Genomic DNA, 17,958 nt, shown 5'->3' with positions numbered 1-17,958 from the left:
AGGTAACAATGTCAGATTTAAAAAACAAGATAGATGATTTGCTGATGAAAGTGAACAAACCTGCCAGATACACTGGTGGTGAAATAAATTCTGTGATTAAAGATGCAAATAAAGTTAAAATAAGGTTTGCATTTGCTTTTCCCGATGTGTATGAAGTTGGCATGTCCCACCTTGGACTTAAAATACTTTATAGTTTGATGAATGAACGAGATGACACATATTGTGAAAGGGTATTTGCACCATGGGTGGACATGGAAAACCTAATGAGAGAAAAGGACGTACCCCTTTTTTCACTTGAGACAAAAACGCCGCTTAATATGTTTGATGTAATAGGGTTTACTTTGCAGTATGAATTAAGCTACACAAACATATTGAACATGCTTGATTTATCTAAAATTCCAATAAGAAGCAAGGATAGGAAAGGATATCCTCTGATTATAGCAGGTGGACCTTGTGCAGTTAATCCTGCACCATTGTCTGATGTTGTTGATTTGTTTGTCATAGGTGACGGAGAGGAAATCATAAATGAAATCTTAGATTTGGTAGCATCTTGTAAAAAGGACAATGTACCGAAAGAAGATTTTTTAAGGCGAGCATCTAAAATTCAAGGTGTTTACGCCCCATCATTATATGTAGAAACGTACAATGATGATAATACTATCAAAAGCATAAAGCCTATTGAAGAAGGCGTACCTGCGGTAATAAAGAGGAGAATTGTGAAAGACTTAGATAAGACATACCATCCAGACAAACAGATTGTACCGTTTATAAATATTGTCCACGACAGAATCGTTCTGGAGGTTTTTAGAGGCTGTACAAGAGGCTGCAGGTTCTGCCAAGCAGGTATGATTTACAGGCCTGTAAGGGAAAGGTCAAAAGAAACATTGTTGAAGTTAGCTGATAAATTGATAAAATCAACTGGATATGAAGAAATTTCATTGACTTCTTTGAGTACATGCGATTATTCGCAGATAGAAAGTTTAGTATATGATCTTATAGAGAAGTACAAAGATATGGGAACTGGTGTAGCGTTGCCATCTACCAGGATAGATGCTTTTTCTGTCAATCTCTTAAATGAGATTCAAAAAGTCAGAAAGACTGGTCTTACACTTGCACCTGAAGCTGGAACACAAAGACTTAGAGATGTCATTAATAAGGGCGTAACTGAAGAAGATTTGGTAAATTCTACTAAAGAAGCATTTAAGGCAGGGTGGAAAAGCGTAAAGTTGTACTTTATGTTAGGTCTTCCAACTGAGACGATGGAAGATGTAAAAGGCATATCAGATCTCGCTCATTTAGTAGCTGATGTATACAAAGATGTGAATGGCAGCACAAAGGGTCTTAAGATAACTGTAAGCACTTCAACTTTCGTGCCAAAGCCATTTACACCATTTCAATGGTATCCTCAAGACGATATGGACTCTATAATAAATAAACAAAATTATTTAAAAGAGCTTCTTAGAGGAAAAATATTCAGTTACAACTGGCATGAACCAAATATGAGCTTTTTAGAAGCTGTAATTTCTAAAGGAGATAGAAAAGTAGGACAAGCAATTATTAAAGCATGGGAAAGTGGATGTAAGTTTGATGGTTGGGATGAGCAGTTTAAATTTGATAAATGGCTGGAAGCATTTGAGAGCGTCGGAGTGGATCCTAAATTTTACGCTTATAAAAATAGGGATTTTGATGAAGTTTTTCCTTGGGATATTGTGGACGTAGGCGTAAGGAAAGATTATCTTAAAAGGGAATACAAAAAAGCCATTGAAGGAAAACTTACAGGCGATTGCAGGTTGCATTGTACAGGATGTGGTATAAAAGATCTTGATGAAGGAGTTGTATGCTTTGAAGCTTAGAGCTAAATTTAAAAAAGATGGGGATTTAAAGTACATTTCTCATTTAGACCTTATGAGGACTATAGAAAGGGCTATGAGAAGGGCGCAAATAAAATTTTCACTGTCAAAAGGGTTCAATCCACATCCATTGATATCTTTTGGGCCAGCGCTTAGCATGGGTGCCACAACTCATGGGGACTATTTCGATGTAGTGGTAGAAGGCGAAATTGATCCTAAAAGATTTAAAGACGATTTAAACAAAGCATTGCCTGATGGTTTAGAGATCATCGATTGCTATATTGTCGATGATAAGGATTTGCTGTCAAACAAGGTGAAAGAAGCTGAGTACACTGTAGATGTATATTTGATGAGTCGTGTGACTAACCTTGCTTTTGAAATTACAAGATTTTTAGGCAGAAGTGAGATATTTATAGAAAAAGAGTCAAAAAGTGGCAGTAAGGTCATTGACTTAAAAAATTACATTTTGGATCTTAAAATGCTTGATTCAAAAGGCAGCAAAATCACTCTATACGTTAAGCTAAAGATTTCTGAAGGTTCTCCAGGACCTATATATGTTATAAAAGCTCTTGATGATTTTTTAGGGCATGTTTTTGATGTGGAGAGAGTCTTAGTAGACAGAAGAAACCTTATTTTAAATTGAGGTGTTTTGCTTGAAGAGAATTTTGTTTGATATAAGCGATAAATTTTATCAAGTGGCATATTTGGAAGATGGCTTGTTAATTGAATATCATGTTGAGAATTCTGATAAAAAAAGCATAGTAGGAAATATTTACAAAGGAAAAGTAAAAAATACTATAAAAGGTATGCAAAGTGCTTTCATTGATATAGGAATAGATAAAAATGCGTACCTATTTGTGAATGATGTTAAAGGAATTCCTGAATCAAGTTCCTCAATAACTAAATATGTGAAACCTGGACAAGATATAATTGTTCAAGTCTTAAAAGATTCTATAGGACTTAAGAATCCGAGAGTTACGACAAATATATCGCTGCCAGGAAAGTATGTAGTGCTTATGCCTGATTCTGATCATGTTGGCATTTCTCACAGGATAGAAGATGAGAAAAAGCGAATGGAACTGATAAATATTGCAAAAAGAGTCAAGCCGGATAATGTAGGCATAATAATCAGAACGGCAGCGCAACATGTTGGAGAAGAGGAGTTTGAAAGGGACATAGCTGATTTGTGCAAATTGTATGAAGATATATTGAATAAATCTAAAGTTGCCGGTTCACCTGGATTAATTTACGAAGAAGAAAATTTCATCACAAAGTACATAAGGGATTTGTCATCATTAATGGTGGATGAAATAATTGTAAATGATGCTGAAGAATACAAAAGGATTTTTGATTATATAAAAAAGGAAGGTTTAAAAATTTCAGTAAAATATGAGGATGGAGATTTAGTAGGCCTATATGGGATTGAGAAACAAGTAGAAAGACTTTTAAGCAAAAAGGTTTGGCTTAAAAGCGGTGGCTTCATAATAATTGATGAGACAGAAGCATTGACTGTAATAGATGTTAATACAGGCAAATACACAGGCAAGTCTTCACTGCAGGAGACAATTTTAAAAACGAACATAGAGGCTGCGAAGGAAATTGCATTGCAATTAAGACTAAGGGATATTGGTGGCATCATTGTTGTAGATTTTATCGACATGGATAGCGACAATGACCGTCAGAAACTTTTAAAGGTTTTTGAAGAATCTTTAAAAAGCGATAGATCAAAGTGCAGCGTACTTGGCTTTACACGTTTAGGATTAGTAGAGATGACGAGAAAGAGAGTCAGGTCAAACGTAAGCGAATATTTGCAAGAGAAGTGCGATTGCTGCAAAGGCACAGGGTGTATCGTGTCAAGCGATATGATGCAACTTAGAATAAATCGCTCTATAGAGAGAATCTTAAGGAATACAAATGCTAAAAAAATAACTATAACTTCAAATCGCAGAGTACAAAACATAATTGAGAAAAGCAATATAATAGAAAAGTACATGGGAAAATACGGTGTGGAAATAAGCACCATCTGCAACAGCAAGCTTGATACTGATGAATTTTACGTAGATTATCAGTTGTAATTGACATTTTCATGTTGTTGTGTTAGAATACACTTTGTAGCCGCTCGGAACGGGTTTAAATACTTCGATTGAAGTACCTTGGTTTCCGGCGAGACTGGTAAAGAGGAGGTGCCCTAATGTACGCAATTATAGAGACTGGTGGCAAACAGTACAGGGTTCAAGAAGGCGATATACTCAATATTGAGAAGCTTGATTGTGAAGCTGGCAGCGTATATTCCTTTGATAAGGTTTTGGCTGTGGCAAAGGACGATGGAACCGTTAATTTCGGGAAGCCATATGTTAAAGATGCTAAGGTGGAAGCAAAAGTTCTTGAACATGGTAAAGGTGAGAAGATAATCGTTTTTAAGTACAAGCCAAAGAAGAATGAAAGAAAGAAACATGGTCATCGTCAGCCATATACAAAAGTTCAGATTGAGAAGATCATGTAAAAATGATTAAAGTCAGTATATATAGAAATGATGATAAAGTAAAAAAATTTGAAATTAAAGGACATGCTGGTTATGATGTCTATGATAGGGACATAGTATGTGCCGGTGTTACGGCAGTGGCACAGACGGCTGTCCTTGGATTGGAATCAATTGACACAGTATCTTTAAAGAAGAAAGTAAAAGATGGCTATATGTATGTTGAAATAGAAGATTACGGTGCTGGTGAAGATGTTATAAAGTCTTGTGCCATTGTAGATGCGATGGTGCTAGGGCTTAAAGACATTGAAAGAGACTATCCAGCGTACGTAAAGGTCTTTGATAGGAGGTGTGATGGATGAAGCTGCAGTTATTTGCTCATAAAAAAGGTATGGGAAGTACCCGTAATGGACGTGATAGCGAGGCAAAAAGGCTTGGTGTAAAAAGAGCTGATGGACAGTTTGTCTTAGCAGGAAATATTCTTGTAAGGCAGAGAGGTACAAAGATTCATCCAGGTGCTAATGTGGGCAGAGGAAAAGATGACACTCTGTTTGCATTAATTGACGGATATGTAACATTTGAGAGAAAAGGCAAAGACAAAAAACAGGTAAGCGTATATGAGAAAAGGAAAGAAGTCCTGGCATAAGCCGGGATTTTCTTTTTTGTGGTGGAATGTATGGTATAATATAGGTAAATCGAAATTTAGCTTAAGGAGCTGATGCAGATGTCTAAACGGGAAGATGAATTTTTGATAAAATACATAAATTTAAAAAGGCATGAGTACATAAATGACCTTCAAGTTTTGCTAGGATATGCACAGCTTGGTAAGTCTGATAAGATTTATGACTACATTCAAAAAATCATTGATGAGTGCAACAATGAGCGCAATGTATTTAATAGCGATATGGATAGTATCATGAATTTTATTAAAAATAAGATAGAAGAGAAATAAATTTAAAGTGGGTGATGATGTGTTTATAGACAGTGCGAAAATTTATATAAAGTCGGGAAATGGTGGAAATGGTGTTATATCATTTAGAAGAGAAAAATATGTAGCGTATGGTGGTCCTGACGGTGGTGATGGAGGAAAAGGCGGTGATGTGATATTTATTACCGATCCTAATATTTCTACTTTGATGGACTTTAAATACAAAAGGAAATACGTTGCAGAAAGTGGTGAGAATGGCAGCGGAAATAACAAATATGGCAAAGATGGTGATGATCTATATATTAAAGTTCCTGTTGGAACTCAAATAATAAGGGATGACACCAATGAGTTGATAGCAGATCTTGCAAAACCTGGGCAAAAAGCGATAGTGTTGAGAGGTGGCAGAGGCGGAAGAGGGAATGCAAAATTTGCTTCAGCAACTTTAAAAACTCCAAGATTTGCAGAAAGCGGTGAGGAAGGCAAAGAGCTTTATGTGAGATTGGAGCTAAAGTTATTAGCAGATGTAGGTCTTGTAGGGTTTCCTAATGCTGGAAAGTCCACATTGCTTGCTTCATGTACAAATGCAAGGCCTAAAATAGCAAATTACCCATTTACGACCTTATATCCCAATTTAGGTGTCGTATACCATAAAGGAAAGTCCTTTGTCATGGCTGATATACCAGGACTTATTGAAGGCGCCCATAAAGGTGAAGGTCTTGGATATGATTTTTTAAAGCATATTGAGAGGACAAAGTTGATATTGCACATTGTGGATGTATCAGATCCGATGTCGGATCCTATAGACGATTTTAAGAAAATAAATGATGAAATGTATTTGTACAGCGACAGATTAAAAGAAATTCCGCAAATTGCTGTTTTAAATAAAATAGATGCAGTTGATCCGTCATCGATTAATTTAAATGATATCATTGCAAAGATGAAAAATCTTGGATATGATGTCTTTAAAATATCTGCTATGACAGGTGATGGTATTGACGGACTTCTTGATAAGACGATAGAGATGCTTGACAAGTTTAAGGTAGATGTTGAGGAAAATACAGAAGACGTCATTATCTACAATATGCCAAAGGAAGAAGAAACTGTTGAAATCGAAGTAAAAAATGGTGTTTACTATTTAAGTGGAACGAAAATAGATAGATTGTTGAAAAGAGTAAACCTTCAAGATGAAAATTCACTTAGATATTTTGAAATGATATTAAAAAAGTCCGGTGTGATAGATATGCTTAAAGAGAAAGGATTTAAAGATGGAGATGCAATAAATGTGAGGGATTTTGAATTCGAGTATTATGAATAAAAGATATGCTGTTTATCTAATATTGTCTCTAAAAGTTTATTATTGTATAATTTACGTATGAAAATTGTTTTTGAATTTCAAGTGGAGGATATTTAGATGACTAACAACTTACAAAGGATTGGCATTATGGGTGGTACTTTTGATCCAATACATTTTGGCCACCTTGTCACAGCGGAGGCTGTCAGAGATCAATTTAATTTGGACAAAGTTATATTTGTCCCGTCAGGCAATCCGCCACATAAAGTCAAAAGAAACATTACTGATAAGAGAATAAGGTATTTGATGACTATCCTTGCTACCGTTACAAATCCGTATTTTGAAGTATCTGCTATTGAAATAGAGAGGGAAGGGTACACGTATACTATTGATACTCTGAAAGAGTTTAAAAAAATATACGGAGAAGAAACACAGATATTTTTCATAACAGGTGCTGATGCCATACTAGAAATTTTGACATGGAAAAACGCTGAAGAGCTTTTAAAGATGTGCAATTTTGTCGCTGCCACAAGGCCGGGTTATGCTGGCGATAGCATAAGCGAAAAGATTGATTACATCAAGAGAATATACAATAAAGATATATTTCAGGTAACTGTACCGTCATTAGCCATATCATCCACAGACATACGCAATAGGGTATCTGAAGGCAGACCAATCAAGTATTTGCTGCCAGAGTCTGTAGAAAGGTACATTGAAAAAGCTGGACTTTATAAGAAAGGTTGATAGTGTGGATTTTGAATTTTTTGCTGATAAATTGAAAAAATTATTAAGTGATGAGCGATTTAATCATTCATTAGGTGTTATGGATACGTCTGAAAAATTGGCTGTAAGATACGGCATAGATGTAGAAAAGGCAAAAATTGCAGGATTACTTCATGACTGCGCAAAAAATTTAAGAGAAGATGAGCTTGTTGCCTTAGCAAACAAGTACGGAATTCAAATAGATGACGTCTTAGAAAAATCGCCAACATTGCTTCACGGACCTGTAGGAGGATATATGATAGAAGACTACTTTGGCATACATGACGATGAAATAAAACGCGCCATAATGCTTCATACTACCGGAGATAGAGATATGACGCTTTTGGATAAGATAATATTTTTAGCTGATTATATAGAGCCAAACAGGAATTTTGATGGAGTAGAAAACTTGAGAGAAATGGCATATAAAAACCTTGATGAAGCAGTAATTATGGCATTAGACGAAACAATAAAATATGTGATCGAGAAAGGACAGCTTTTATACCAGAAAACAGTAATTGCTCGCAATGATATGATAATTAAGACAAAATATATTTGATAAAATTTTATGTTCGGAGGTATTACATTGGATAAGAAAAGCACTGAGCTAACATTAAAAATTTTAAAAATACTGGATGATAAAAAAGCACTTGATATTAAAGGACTATATGTGGGAGAGCTTACTACAGTTGCCGATTATTTTGTGATTGCCAGTGGTACGTCTACAACTCATGTAAAATCTTTATGTGATGAAATTTCAGAAAAACTTGCTGAAGATGGCGTATATGTAAATCACATAGAAGGATACAATTCGGCTACGTGGATATTGATGGATTACGGTAGCATTGTAGTTCATATTTTTACTAAAGATGAAAGAAACTTTTACTCGTTAGAAAGGCTTTGGGGTGATGCCAAAGAAATAGCTCTTGACAATGCTTTATCAGATTAGTATAATGAATTTAATATAAACCTCCGTGGCCTGCAGAGAAGGCAGGGAGGTTTTTTTGTAATCTTGTATTCAATAAATTATTTAATCTTTAAATTAGTTTAATTTATATTTGAAGTTTTAGGGGGGATATAAGTGCCTACAAAAGTACATCCACTATTAAAAAATTTTATACCAGTTGTAGATGGCATCGCCAAAACGTTTGGCAAGAATTGTGAAGTCGTTCTTTACGATTTTTCAAATTTGCAAAGTTCTGCAATTGCTGTTGGAAATGGACATATTACAGGCAGAGAGATTGGAAACCCTATACCAGAAGCTATTCTAAAATCGCTTAAGGCAAATAAAACTGACAACGAAGTCAATTTCAAAACTAAGGGAAGAGATGGAAAGATACTAAAGTCTACCATTGTATACATTAAAGATGATGCTGGAAAACCGATAGGATGTTTGTGCATAAATATCGACATTTCAGAATATATAATGGTTAAGAATACGTTAGAAGATCTCTGCGAAATAAACGATGGAGAAGAAGCTCCGGTTGAGCCTTATGGAGGAAGCGTAAACGAAGTGCTGGAGAACATTGTAAACACTACGATAGAGAATTACGGTAAACCTGTCAACTTTATGTCTAAAGAGGAAAAGGTCAATATGGTTAAGATGTTAGATGCTAAAGGCACTTTCTTGATAAGAGGTGCGATAGACTATGTTGCAAAAATACTGTGCGTATCCAGATATACCATATACAATTACCTTGATGAGATAAGAGTAGGGGATGACCTTGGCAAATATTAAAATTGATTATGGGAATGTGCATAAGCTGCATTCCTTTAATATTTTGGTCTAAAATATATTTTTAAAGGTGGCGTATATCTTGTATACCGTGTCTATTGAAAATTGTCCTTCTTATTCTCAAAATGATGTAAAGGTTGCATTGGAAAATTCTTTTAAAAACTTAGGTGAGATTGAAAAGTACATAAAAAAAGGACAGAGAGTCTTTCTTAAAGCAAACCTTTTAAAGAAAAATAGACCTGATGATGCTGTAACGACACATCCTTCAATAGTTGAAGCAGTTGCAAATGCTATTAAAGCAATTGGAGCTATACCTGTCATAGGTGATAGTCCAGCAGGGCCTTTTTCTTATAGAGCTTTAAAGTCTATTTATGAATCGACAGGCATGGCAGATGTTGCAGCAAGAACTGGTGCTGAATTAAATTATGACACAGAAGAAGTAGAAGTAAAAATACCGTCCGGAAAGATTATCAAACAAGCTACTTTCATGAAAGCCCTTATGGAATGTGATGCTATTGTGTCAATGCCAAAATTGAAGACACATGGTTTGACGGTTTACACGGGAGCTGTGAAGAATCAGTTTGGTGCCATACCAGGGCTTGTAAAAGCGGGTTATCACCTTTCAATGCCGGATGTGAAAGATTTTTCAGACATGTTGATCGACATAAATACAATTTTAAAGCCAGTATTGACGATAATGGATGCTGTAGTTGCAATGGAAGGAAATGGCCCGTCTGCTGGACGTCCAAAAAAAGTCGGATTAATTATTTCATCGGATGATGTTTTTGCCCTTGATACAGTAGCTACATCAATCATCGGTTTAAAACATCAAGATGTGCCGACAGTTTTTATGGCGCAAAGGCGTGGTTTGGGTCGTATGGAAGATATAATAATCGCAGGTATGAATATAGAAGATGTGAAAATAGATGATTTTGACATACCAACGCTAAGAGGATTTAGCGTGACTGAAAAGATTCCACCATTTTTATCGAGATATTTAGATAGACATGTAAAGCCGTATCCGATTTTTCATCATGATATATGCAAAAGTTGTGGAATATGTGTGTCAAATTGTCCTCCTAAAGCGCTAAAAATGGTTGGAAATAAACCAGTTGTAGATCTTAAAACATGTATTAGGTGTTTTTGCTGTCAAGAGCTGTGTCCTCATAAAGCAGTAAGCATAAAAAAACCATCGATTGCAAAATTGTTTTATAGATAAAAAAAGGGTTGTTCACCCTTTTTATTTTATGAAGATAAATTTATTTCTCGCCCTCTTTTTAAGCCATAGCAGAATTGATATCATCACTATTGCTAACCCAAGTAAAAGTTCAGCGTAAGATCTGATTGTGCTGTAATCTTTAATTACAGTAGTTTTATTTCCATTGTAGTATGTTCCTAAGTAATTTTTATAAACCGACTCATCTGCTATAAGTGGTACGCTTCCAATAGGTTTTCCGTTTAGTGTGAAATTAATCATGCCTAACGTAGTCCCTTTTTTTACAGGTGCATTTATATTTTTATCGACCGAAATAGATGACTTAATATTGTTTTCTTGTCCTTTTGGCACTACATAGTAGAATGAGTCTTTTGCAATAAGAGGCAATTTAAACTTTACCTTTCCGATGTCTACGTATGTTACGATTGAATTTTGCTCTAAAGGATTTACAAGGTCAAAATTATTAAAACCATAGTTCAATAATTTTATTGTATCTGTCCATATATTTGTGCCTTCATCACCCATGATTACAGATATTAACCTGTGGCCATTTCTTGTGGCAGAACCGACAAAAACTTGGTTAGCAGCAATAGTGTAACCGGTTTTTACCCCATCTGCCCCGTCGTAATGAAAGCTTGTGGGCTTTATCAATCTATTACTAATCCAGAGATCTCTTGGCTTATCAAATTTGTTAGTAGGCGGTATCTGGTAATGTATAGTGCTTACAATTTTTCTAAATGTAGCATTTTTCATCGCATACCTTGCTATTAATGCCATATCATATGGTGTTGAATAATGATCAGTATTTGGCAATCCATTTGGATTGACAAAATGGCTGTCTTTAGCACCAATTTCTTTTGCCTTCTCATTCATCAAATTTGCAAAACCCTGTATGCTGCCGCCGATATGGTCAGCTACTGCAATTGCAGCATCATTAGCAGACTCTAAAAGCATAGCATAAAGCAATTGCTCTAATGTAAGCTTTTCTCCTGGTACAAGGTAGATAGAATTTCCATCGATATTTTTGACATCATCATTTACAGTTACTACATCATTTAATTTTCCTTTTTCAATGGCGATAATCGCCGTTAAAATTTTTGTTGTGCTGGCAGGATACATCTTTTGATTCATATTTTTGTCGTAAAGGACTTGACCAGTAGTGAAATCCATCAGTACCGCTGTAGGCCCTACAATTTGCGGTGGATTTTCCATTCCATATACTTTTGGTATAAAATTAATCAAAAATATAATAACCGTAATAATAGAAACTATTTTTTTCATGCTTTTGCCTCCATATACGCTTATAATTTTAGTATATCAAAAAAATATGAAATTTAAAAAGGAATTTATATAAAAATGTAGAAATATTTATATAGCAAAATCGAAAGAGGTGGAGTATGTTTAAATTAACCAAAAGTCAACAATATGGAATTATCGTTTTATTGATAATAGCTTCATTATTGACAGGATACTTTATCTTTGAAAAAAGTAAAGCTCAAAAGAATGGTGATATTGTCAACATTAAAAGCGATAAGAATTTAATAAACAATTCCAATACAGGTGAAACAATAGAAAATGAAAAGTCCAAAGAAATAAAAGTGTATGTAACCGGTCTTGTCAAATCGCCTGGAGTATACACTATGAGAGAAGGCGATAGAATCGATGATGCTATAAAAATGGCAGGAGGAGCTTTGGATGGTGCAGATCTTTCAGATATAAATTTAGCCGAAAAGTTAAAAGATGAGCAGATGATAAAAGTGCCGAAAATAGGAGAAAATTATGCTTCTAACGACAAATCCAGCAGTTCCAATGCAACAAATGGAAAGATAAATATTAATACTGCTACAAAAGAAGAGCTTGATACGCTGCCGGGAATTGGCGAAGTCACTGCACAGCGCATAATAGATTTTAGAGAGCAACATGGCAATTTTCAAAGAATAGAGGATATTATGAATGTTTCAAGGATTGGGCCAAAGCTTTTTGAACAAATAAAAGATAAGATAACAGTTGATTGAAATGTAAATTTGTTCCATATAGAACATAATGGGGAGAAATTATGAAGAAATACGTGTCAATACTTTTGATATTTCTATTGCTGTTTTCAAATATTAAAACGATTTATTCTGACCCTGCATCAGATTTAAAAAATGCTCAGGTTGAGGAACAAAAAATCGTAATTGAGCTATTTAATTTAGACATGGAAAAAGTAAGAGCATCAAATTTATTGGAAAAACTCAATTCTGAAATCGCAGATACCACAAAACAAATCGACTCAATGGAAAAAGAGATATCAGGCATAAGCAGAGAAATCGTGAATGAGAGAAATAATATAAAAAGTTGGTTTAGGTTTTTGTACATGAATGGTACAAATACCATATTATCTCTTTTACTGATGTCAAACAACGCATCAGAGCTTTTGCACAGATTGATATACATAGATATAATTACTAATTACTTTTACAACAAATTAGATCACATAAATTACCTCTTAAAAAATAAAAAAACTGAAGAAGAGGCATTAAGCCATCAGAGAGATGAATTGAGGAAAAAAATAGAAGAACAAAAAAATGCGATTTTGACTTTAAATAAATTAGAAAGCGAAAAAAGTGCAATGCTTGACAATATCAAAAAGCAAATTAGTGATTACCAAAGAATATTAGACATAAGCGCGTCGGTGGAAAGCGGCATACCATCTCTTGATTTTTTGCTAAATAATTTTTCAAAGCTGCCTTGGAACAGCCTTCAGCCTGATAACTTCGATATTCAAATTGATTCGGTATCAGCATCATTTAGCGATGAATCAATAAGCAATATGATTGACAATTATAATGATGTATTAAAAAATGTAAAGATCATATTCGATGATAGCGGATTTACTTTATCTGATGGGGATAATTACACTTTATATGGAAATTTTGAGGTGAATGATGGAAAAATTGATTTCAAAGTTACGTCAATTAATGTAAAAGGTGTGGAGATAACGGGAGAAGACTTAAACAATCTTATAAAAAACTACAATACTGTTTTGGATTTTGAAAGTCCATTAAAACAATATAAATTAGTGAGTGTTGAGACAAATGCGGGTGAAGTGAAGTTTACATTGTCAAGAATAAAATAAAAATATTTTTCTTTGGCTATTTAGTGTGTTAGACTTATATTAGATTCTTATGAGGAGGAGTAGCTATGAAAGAAATAGTTTTAGCAGGTGGATGTTTTTGGGGTGTCCAAGCCTACTTTGACACCATAGACGGAGTAATTGAGACGAAAGTTGGATATGCAAATGGAAATAAGGAAAATCCAACATACGAAGAAGTCTGTACAAATACGACAGGTTTTGCTGAAGCCTGTTATGTAAAATACGATGAAAAAATTATATCGTTAGAAGATTTGCTGAGAAGTTATTGGAAGATCGTAGATCCAACACTTAAAAATAGACAATGCAATGACATAGGTACGCAGTACCGTACAGGAATTTACTATATAGATGACGATGATGTTAATGTTATATTAAGATCTAAGGAAGAAGAGCAGAAAAAATATGAAAAGCCAATCGTAACTGAAATCGAGCCGCTTAAAAATTTTTACGACGCTGAGGAATATCACCAGAAGTACCTTAAGAAAAATCCAAACGGCTATTGCCATATACCAAGAGAACTTTTTGAAAAAAGGTAAAACGAAGGGGCATTTTTAGTAAGCCCCTTTTTAATCTATTTTCCGCTTTTGATGGAGTGAGCTATTCTCGAACATGCCGCAGCAACTATTGCAGCCACTAAATCATCTATAAATGTATTGCACCTTTCATCTTTATGTTCATTTAATGTTCCTATTATGCCGAGTTTTACTTTATCTAAGTAGCCATAGTTAGTAAGCCCAATTGATCCGTAGATGTTTGTAATGCTTAAGGCTAAGATTTCGTCAATCCCATATAGTGGTTCATCTCTTTTAAGAATTGATAGAAGTGGTTCTTCTAACATGTTTTTCTCTGCAAGTTTGTCAAGGGTTATGCCTGTCAATACGGCATTTTGAACTTCTCTTTTGTCTAAAACTGCATTTAAGCTTTCTATTGCCTCATCCATAGTTAGATCGTAATACTTTTTTTGAAGCTCTAATACAAGTTTAGCCATGTCTTCAATATCTACTCCACGTTCTTTTAACAAATTTACGATTATATCCTTCATTTTGCGCCTCCTTAAAATATTAATGTCGTGTAACCATATATTATGTGCAATTGTTGAAAAATATTATATATTAAAGTATAATCTAAATTAGTTTTAAATCCAATAGACAGCAGGAAAGGGATGTTTATATGAACGAGGTAAGAGTTAGGTTTGCACCAAGCCCAACAGGCAATTTACATATTGGCGGTGCCAGAACAGCGTTATTTAATTGGCTTTTTGCAAGGCACAACAATGGAAAGTTAATTTTAAGAGTTGATGATACAGATTTAGAGCGTTCAACTGGTGACTCAATGAAGGCCATATTAGACGGACTTAAGTGGCTTGGTATCGATTGGGATGAAGGGCCTGTATACCAGTCAAAAAGACTTGAGCTGTATAAAAAGTATGCTGATGAGCTGGTACGACAAGGCAAAGCTTATTATTGTTTTTGCACGAAAGAAGAGCTTGATGTAATGAGAAGCGAAGCGCAAAAGGCCGGAAAACCCCCTATGTATACAGGTAAATGTAGGAATTTATCGCCTGATGAAGTAAAAAAGTACATAGATGAAGGCAAAAAATACGTCGTACGATTGAAAGTGCCAAAGGAAGGAAAAACGGTAGTGCACGATATAATCAGAGGTGATGTTGAGTTTGACAATTCAACGTTTGATGATTTTATCATAATGAAGTCAGATAATATGCCTACATACAATTTCGCAACGGTAATAGATGATTATGAAATGAAGATAAGCCATGTAATAAGAGGAGAGGAGCATTTATCAAACACTCCAAAGCAGATCCTTATATACGAAGCATTAGGGTTTGAAAAACCAGAATTTGCACACGTTTCGATGATATTGGCGCCTGATAGAAGTAAACTCAGCAAAAGACATGGAGCTACGTCTGTACAAGAGTTTAGAGATTTAGGATACTTGCCTGAGGCAATCATAAACTATATCACACTTTTAGGATGGGTGCCGTCAGATGGCGAAGAAGTGTTTACTACAGAAAAAAGTGTAAGAGAATTTACTTTAGATAGAGTATCTAAAAATCCGGCTATATATGATACAAAAAAGCTTACTTGGTTAAATGGCATTTACATAAGGGATTGCGATGTAGATAGATTGACAAAAGAAGTTATACCATTTTTGATTAGCAAAGGATTAATAGGCGATGAATACGATTATGATTATATAAAAAAGATTGTAAGTGCTGTAAGAGAGAGGGAAAAGACTTTAAGCGAAATAGCAGATGCTATGTCATACTACTTTGTAGATGATTTTTCCTACGATGAAAAGGGCGTTAAAAAGTATTTTGAAAAGGATGGAGTCGAAAACATACTTAGAGAAGCCGTTGAAGCACTTAAGACAGTAGATGATTTTAATTTAATTGAAACTGAAAATGCGTACCGTGATTTGATAGAAAGATTGAACATAAAAAGCGGTGATTTGTTTCATCCAACAAGGCTTGCTATATCTGGCAGAACGTTTGGACCAGGTTTATTTGATATAATGGAGCTATTGGGCAAAGAGAAGACTGTTGAAAGGATAGAAAAAGCGATAAAGTATATTGAAAGCATTAAACAAAAGTAAGAGGATATTCTGTTCTCTTACTTTTGTTTAAATATAACTTTTACGGTAAACTTAATTAGGAGATGAACCTATGGGAAAGCTTTATTTGGCTTATGGCAGTAATATGAATTTTACGGAAATGATGAAAAGATGTCCAAATGCACAACTGATAGGGCCTGCCATAATCGAAAATTGGAAACTTGTATTTAGAGGCAAAAATGGTTTTGCCTATGCCACAATTGAACCATCAAATGGCAGTTTTGTACCGTCTCTTTTGTGGGAAATAGGAAAGAAAGACGAGGATGCTTTGGATAAATATGAAGATTATCCGTATCTTTATAGGAAAGAGATTGTAGAAGCAATTTGCGAAGGCAAATCAATAAAAGCCATGACATATATAATGAATCCGGGAAATGATGTAGGAAAACCTAGCAAAAGGTATTACAATGTAATAAAGCAAGGTTACATAGATGCGGGTTTTGACGTTGAACTTATAGAGAATATTTTAAGAAATTAACATAAACGTTACATGTATTTAATATGAGTGGACACTCGATGATGCCGAAAAGAGTGTCAATAGTGCGCTTGAAAATTACAACAAAACATCAAACAGATAGAATAAAAGAATTTAAAAACATAGCATTAATAGCTATGTTTTTTTGATAAAGAATTTTTGATATTTTTGATTTGAATTTGACTATTCGATGGAAAGGTACTATAATATAATATGAAATTTGTTATAAATTTAACTAATAGGAGGTTATAAAAATGTGGGAAACAAAGGTGAATCCTAACAAAATTTTTGAACTTCGCTGTAAAAATACGACTTATTTTGGCGTTGGCAGTATACATAAGATAAAGGATATATTAGAAAATTTAAAAATTAATGGCATTAATAATGTTATTTTTATAACAGGAAAAGGCTCATATAAGACTAGCGGAGCATGGGATGTTGTAAAACCTGTATTAGATGATCTTGATTTAAAATATTCACTTTACGATAAAGTTGGCCCAAATCCTACTGTTGACATGATAGACGAAGCAGCCAAAATTGGACGTGAATCTGGAGCGAAAGCCGTAATTGGAATTGGCGGTGGTAGTCCGATAGATACTGCAAAAAGCGTGGCTGTGCTTTTAAAATATACTGATAAAAATGCAAGAGAACTTTATGAGCAAAAATTTATTCCTGACAAGGCTGTTCCCATCATAGCTATAAATCTTACACATGGTACAGGAACAGAGGTAGACAGATTTGCAGTAGCTACTATACCTGAGAAAAATTATAAGCCAGCTATAGCTTATGATTGTTTATACCCCATGTATGCTATAGACGATCCTTCGCTTATGACAAAGATTGACAAAAAGCAGACGATAGCAGTTACCGTTGATGCTTTAAATCACATTACGGAAGCCGCTACAACACTTGTTGCATCTCCATATAGCATTCTTACGGCTAAGGAAACAGTAAGATTGATTGTTCGTTATCTTCCTGCTGCTGTAAATGATCCTTTAAATATAGTGGCAAGATATTACCTTCTGTATGCTTCTGCATTAGCTGGTATATCTTTTGACAATGGCCTTTTACATCTTACTCACGCTTTAGAACATCCTTTAAGTGCTGTAAAACCTGAAATCGCTCACGGGTTAGGACTTGGAGCAATATTGCCAGCAGTTGTAAAAGCTATTTATCCAGCTACAGCAGAAGTGTTGGCTGATGTATATAGTCCTATAGTTCCTGGTTTAAAAGGACTGCCTGCTGAGGCGGAGCATGTTGCAGAAAAAGTTCAGGAATGGCTTTTTAATGTGGGGTGCACTCAAAAGTTATCTGATTTTGGGTTTACGAAAGATGATATTCCTAATCTTGTGAAACTTGCTAAAACAACTCCTTCCCTGGATGGATTGTTATCTATTGCACCTGTTGAAGCTACTGAATCTGTCATTGAAAAGATTTATTTAGAATCTCTTTAAC

Annotated in this window: 21 protein-coding genes; 19 read left to right on the top strand and 2 right to left on the bottom strand. The window is 34.7% G+C overall.

What is annotated here, in order from left to right; all coding sequences use genetic code 11:
• Nucleotides 1-8 precede the first annotated feature (8 nt).
• The 13 genes from BVF91_RS06535 to BVF91_RS06475 all read left to right on the top strand — a co-directional run bounded on the left by BVF91_RS06535 (nt 9) and on the right by BVF91_RS06475 (nt 10,264).
• A complete protein-coding gene (locus tag BVF91_RS06535) occupies nt 9-1,853 on the top strand; it encodes a TIGR03960 family B12-binding radical SAM protein (RefSeq protein WP_085112651.1) in 1,845 nt (614 codons plus the stop codon).
• Nucleotides 1,843-2,493: a TIGR03936 family radical SAM-associated protein gene (locus tag BVF91_RS06530; RefSeq protein WP_085112650.1), complete on the top strand. Its 651-nt coding sequence runs from the start codon at nt 1,843-1,845 to the stop codon at nt 2,491-2,493. The genes BVF91_RS06535 and BVF91_RS06530 overlap by 11 nt, the downstream gene beginning before the upstream one ends.
• A gap of 10 nt (nt 2,494-2,503) precedes the next feature.
• On the top strand, nt 2,504-3,925 hold the full coding sequence (locus BVF91_RS06525; protein ID WP_085112649.1) for an Rne/Rng family ribonuclease: 1,422 nt from the start codon (nt 2,504-2,506) through the stop codon (nt 3,923-3,925).
• Nucleotides 3,926-4,041: 116 nt separating this feature from the next.
• A complete protein-coding gene (gene rplU, locus BVF91_RS06520) occupies nt 4,042-4,353 on the top strand; it encodes a 50S ribosomal protein L21 (RefSeq protein ID WP_085112648.1) in 312 nt (103 codons plus the stop codon).
• A 2-nt stretch (nt 4,354-4,355) separates the two neighbouring features.
• Nucleotides 4,356-4,691 (top strand): ribosomal-processing cysteine protease Prp, encoded by a 336-nt coding sequence (locus BVF91_RS06515; protein ID WP_085112647.1) that lies wholly within the window; start codon nt 4,356-4,358, stop codon nt 4,689-4,691.
• On the top strand, nt 4,688-4,975 hold the full coding sequence (gene rpmA / locus BVF91_RS06510) for a 50S ribosomal protein L27 (RefSeq protein WP_013788327.1): 288 nt from the start codon (nt 4,688-4,690) through the stop codon (nt 4,973-4,975). Before BVF91_RS06515 ends, rpmA begins: the two co-directional genes overlap by 4 nt.
• A gap of 78 nt (nt 4,976-5,053) precedes the next feature.
• Entirely contained in the window at nt 5,054-5,281 is a 228-nt protein-coding gene (locus BVF91_RS06505) for a Spo0B domain-containing protein (protein WP_085112646.1), read from the top strand.
• 19 nt (nt 5,282-5,300) lie between these two features.
• Nucleotides 5,301-6,572 carry a GTPase ObgE gene (gene obgE / locus BVF91_RS06500; protein WP_085112712.1) on the top strand — a complete coding sequence of 424 codons (1,272 nt, stop codon included), beginning with the start codon at nt 5,301-5,303 and terminating at the stop codon, nt 6,570-6,572.
• Nucleotides 6,573-6,668: 96 nt separating this feature from the next.
• Nucleotides 6,669-7,292, top strand: a complete 624-nt coding sequence (nadD, locus tag BVF91_RS06495; RefSeq protein WP_085112645.1) for a nicotinate-nucleotide adenylyltransferase — start codon at nt 6,669-6,671, stop codon at nt 7,290-7,292.
• Between the two features lie 4 nt (nt 7,293-7,296).
• Nucleotides 7,297-7,869: a bis(5'-nucleosyl)-tetraphosphatase (symmetrical) YqeK gene (gene yqeK, locus BVF91_RS06490; protein WP_085112711.1), complete on the top strand. Its 573-nt coding sequence runs from the start codon at nt 7,297-7,299 to the stop codon at nt 7,867-7,869.
• Nucleotides 7,870-7,896: 27 nt separating this feature from the next.
• Nucleotides 7,897-8,259, top strand: coding sequence for a ribosome silencing factor (gene rsfS, locus BVF91_RS06485; RefSeq protein WP_240495833.1), 363 nt, complete (start codon nt 7,897-7,899; stop codon nt 8,257-8,259).
• 132 nt (nt 8,260-8,391) lie between these two features.
• Nucleotides 8,392-9,048, top strand: coding sequence for a helix-turn-helix transcriptional regulator (locus tag BVF91_RS06480; RefSeq protein WP_014758946.1), 657 nt, complete (start codon nt 8,392-8,394; stop codon nt 9,046-9,048).
• A gap of 88 nt (nt 9,049-9,136) precedes the next feature.
• Nucleotides 9,137-10,264, top strand: a complete 1,128-nt coding sequence (locus BVF91_RS06475; RefSeq protein WP_240495835.1) for a DUF362 domain-containing protein — start codon at nt 9,137-9,139, stop codon at nt 10,262-10,264.
• 21 nt (nt 10,265-10,285) lie between these two features.
• Here BVF91_RS06475 and BVF91_RS06470 read toward each other — a convergent pair whose 3' ends face one another.
• Nucleotides 10,286-11,542 (bottom strand): D-alanyl-D-alanine carboxypeptidase family protein, encoded by a 1,257-nt coding sequence (locus BVF91_RS06470; protein ID WP_085112642.1) that lies wholly within the window; start codon nt 11,540-11,542, stop codon nt 10,286-10,288.
• 116 nt (nt 11,543-11,658) lie between these two features.
• On the opposite strand from BVF91_RS06470, the gene BVF91_RS06465 reads away from it, so the two are divergent.
• The 3 genes from BVF91_RS06465 to msrA all read left to right on the top strand — a co-directional run bounded on the left by BVF91_RS06465 (nt 11,659) and on the right by msrA (nt 13,933).
• Complete coding sequence (locus BVF91_RS06465; RefSeq protein ID WP_085112641.1) at nt 11,659-12,276, top strand: ComEA family DNA-binding protein; 618 nt, start codon at nt 11,659-11,661, stop codon at nt 12,274-12,276.
• Between the two features lie 41 nt (nt 12,277-12,317).
• Nucleotides 12,318-13,379 (top strand): coiled-coil domain-containing protein, encoded by a 1,062-nt coding sequence (locus tag BVF91_RS06460; RefSeq protein WP_085112640.1) that lies wholly within the window; start codon nt 12,318-12,320, stop codon nt 13,377-13,379.
• A 65-nt stretch (nt 13,380-13,444) separates the two neighbouring features.
• Complete coding sequence (msrA, locus tag BVF91_RS06455) at nt 13,445-13,933, top strand: peptide-methionine (S)-S-oxide reductase MsrA (RefSeq protein ID WP_085112639.1); 489 nt, start codon at nt 13,445-13,447, stop codon at nt 13,931-13,933.
• A gap of 35 nt (nt 13,934-13,968) precedes the next feature.
• Here the strand turns inward: msrA and BVF91_RS06450 are convergent, their stop codons facing one another.
• The gene (locus BVF91_RS06450) at nt 13,969-14,439 is read right to left on the bottom strand and encodes a phosphatidylglycerophosphatase A family protein (protein WP_013788315.1); all 471 of its coding nucleotides are present in this window, start codon (nt 14,437-14,439) and stop codon (nt 13,969-13,971) included.
• 128 nt (nt 14,440-14,567) lie between these two features.
• Here BVF91_RS06450 and gltX point away from each other — a divergent pair, with 128 nt between their 5' ends.
• From gltX to BVF91_RS06435, 3 genes are all read left to right on the top strand, one after another.
• Nucleotides 14,568-16,010 (top strand): glutamate--tRNA ligase, encoded by a 1,443-nt coding sequence (gene gltX / locus BVF91_RS06445; protein ID WP_085112638.1) that lies wholly within the window; start codon nt 14,568-14,570, stop codon nt 16,008-16,010.
• Between the two features lie 70 nt (nt 16,011-16,080).
• Entirely contained in the window at nt 16,081-16,506 is a 426-nt protein-coding gene (locus BVF91_RS06440) for a gamma-glutamylcyclotransferase family protein (protein WP_085112637.1), read from the top strand.
• A gap of 251 nt (nt 16,507-16,757) precedes the next feature.
• Complete coding sequence (locus tag BVF91_RS06435) at nt 16,758-17,957, top strand: iron-containing alcohol dehydrogenase (protein WP_085112636.1); 1,200 nt, start codon at nt 16,758-16,760, stop codon at nt 17,955-17,957.
• The last annotated feature ends 1 nt before the right edge of the window (nt 17,958 follow it).

The organism is Thermoanaerobacterium sp. PSU-2 (genome assembly GCF_002102475.1).
Lineage (GTDB): Bacteria > Bacillota > Thermoanaerobacteria > Thermoanaerobacterales > Thermoanaerobacteraceae > Thermoanaerobacterium.
The sequence above is the reverse complement of the archived record's forward strand: the minus strand, read 5'-3'. Positions and strand labels throughout refer to the sequence as shown.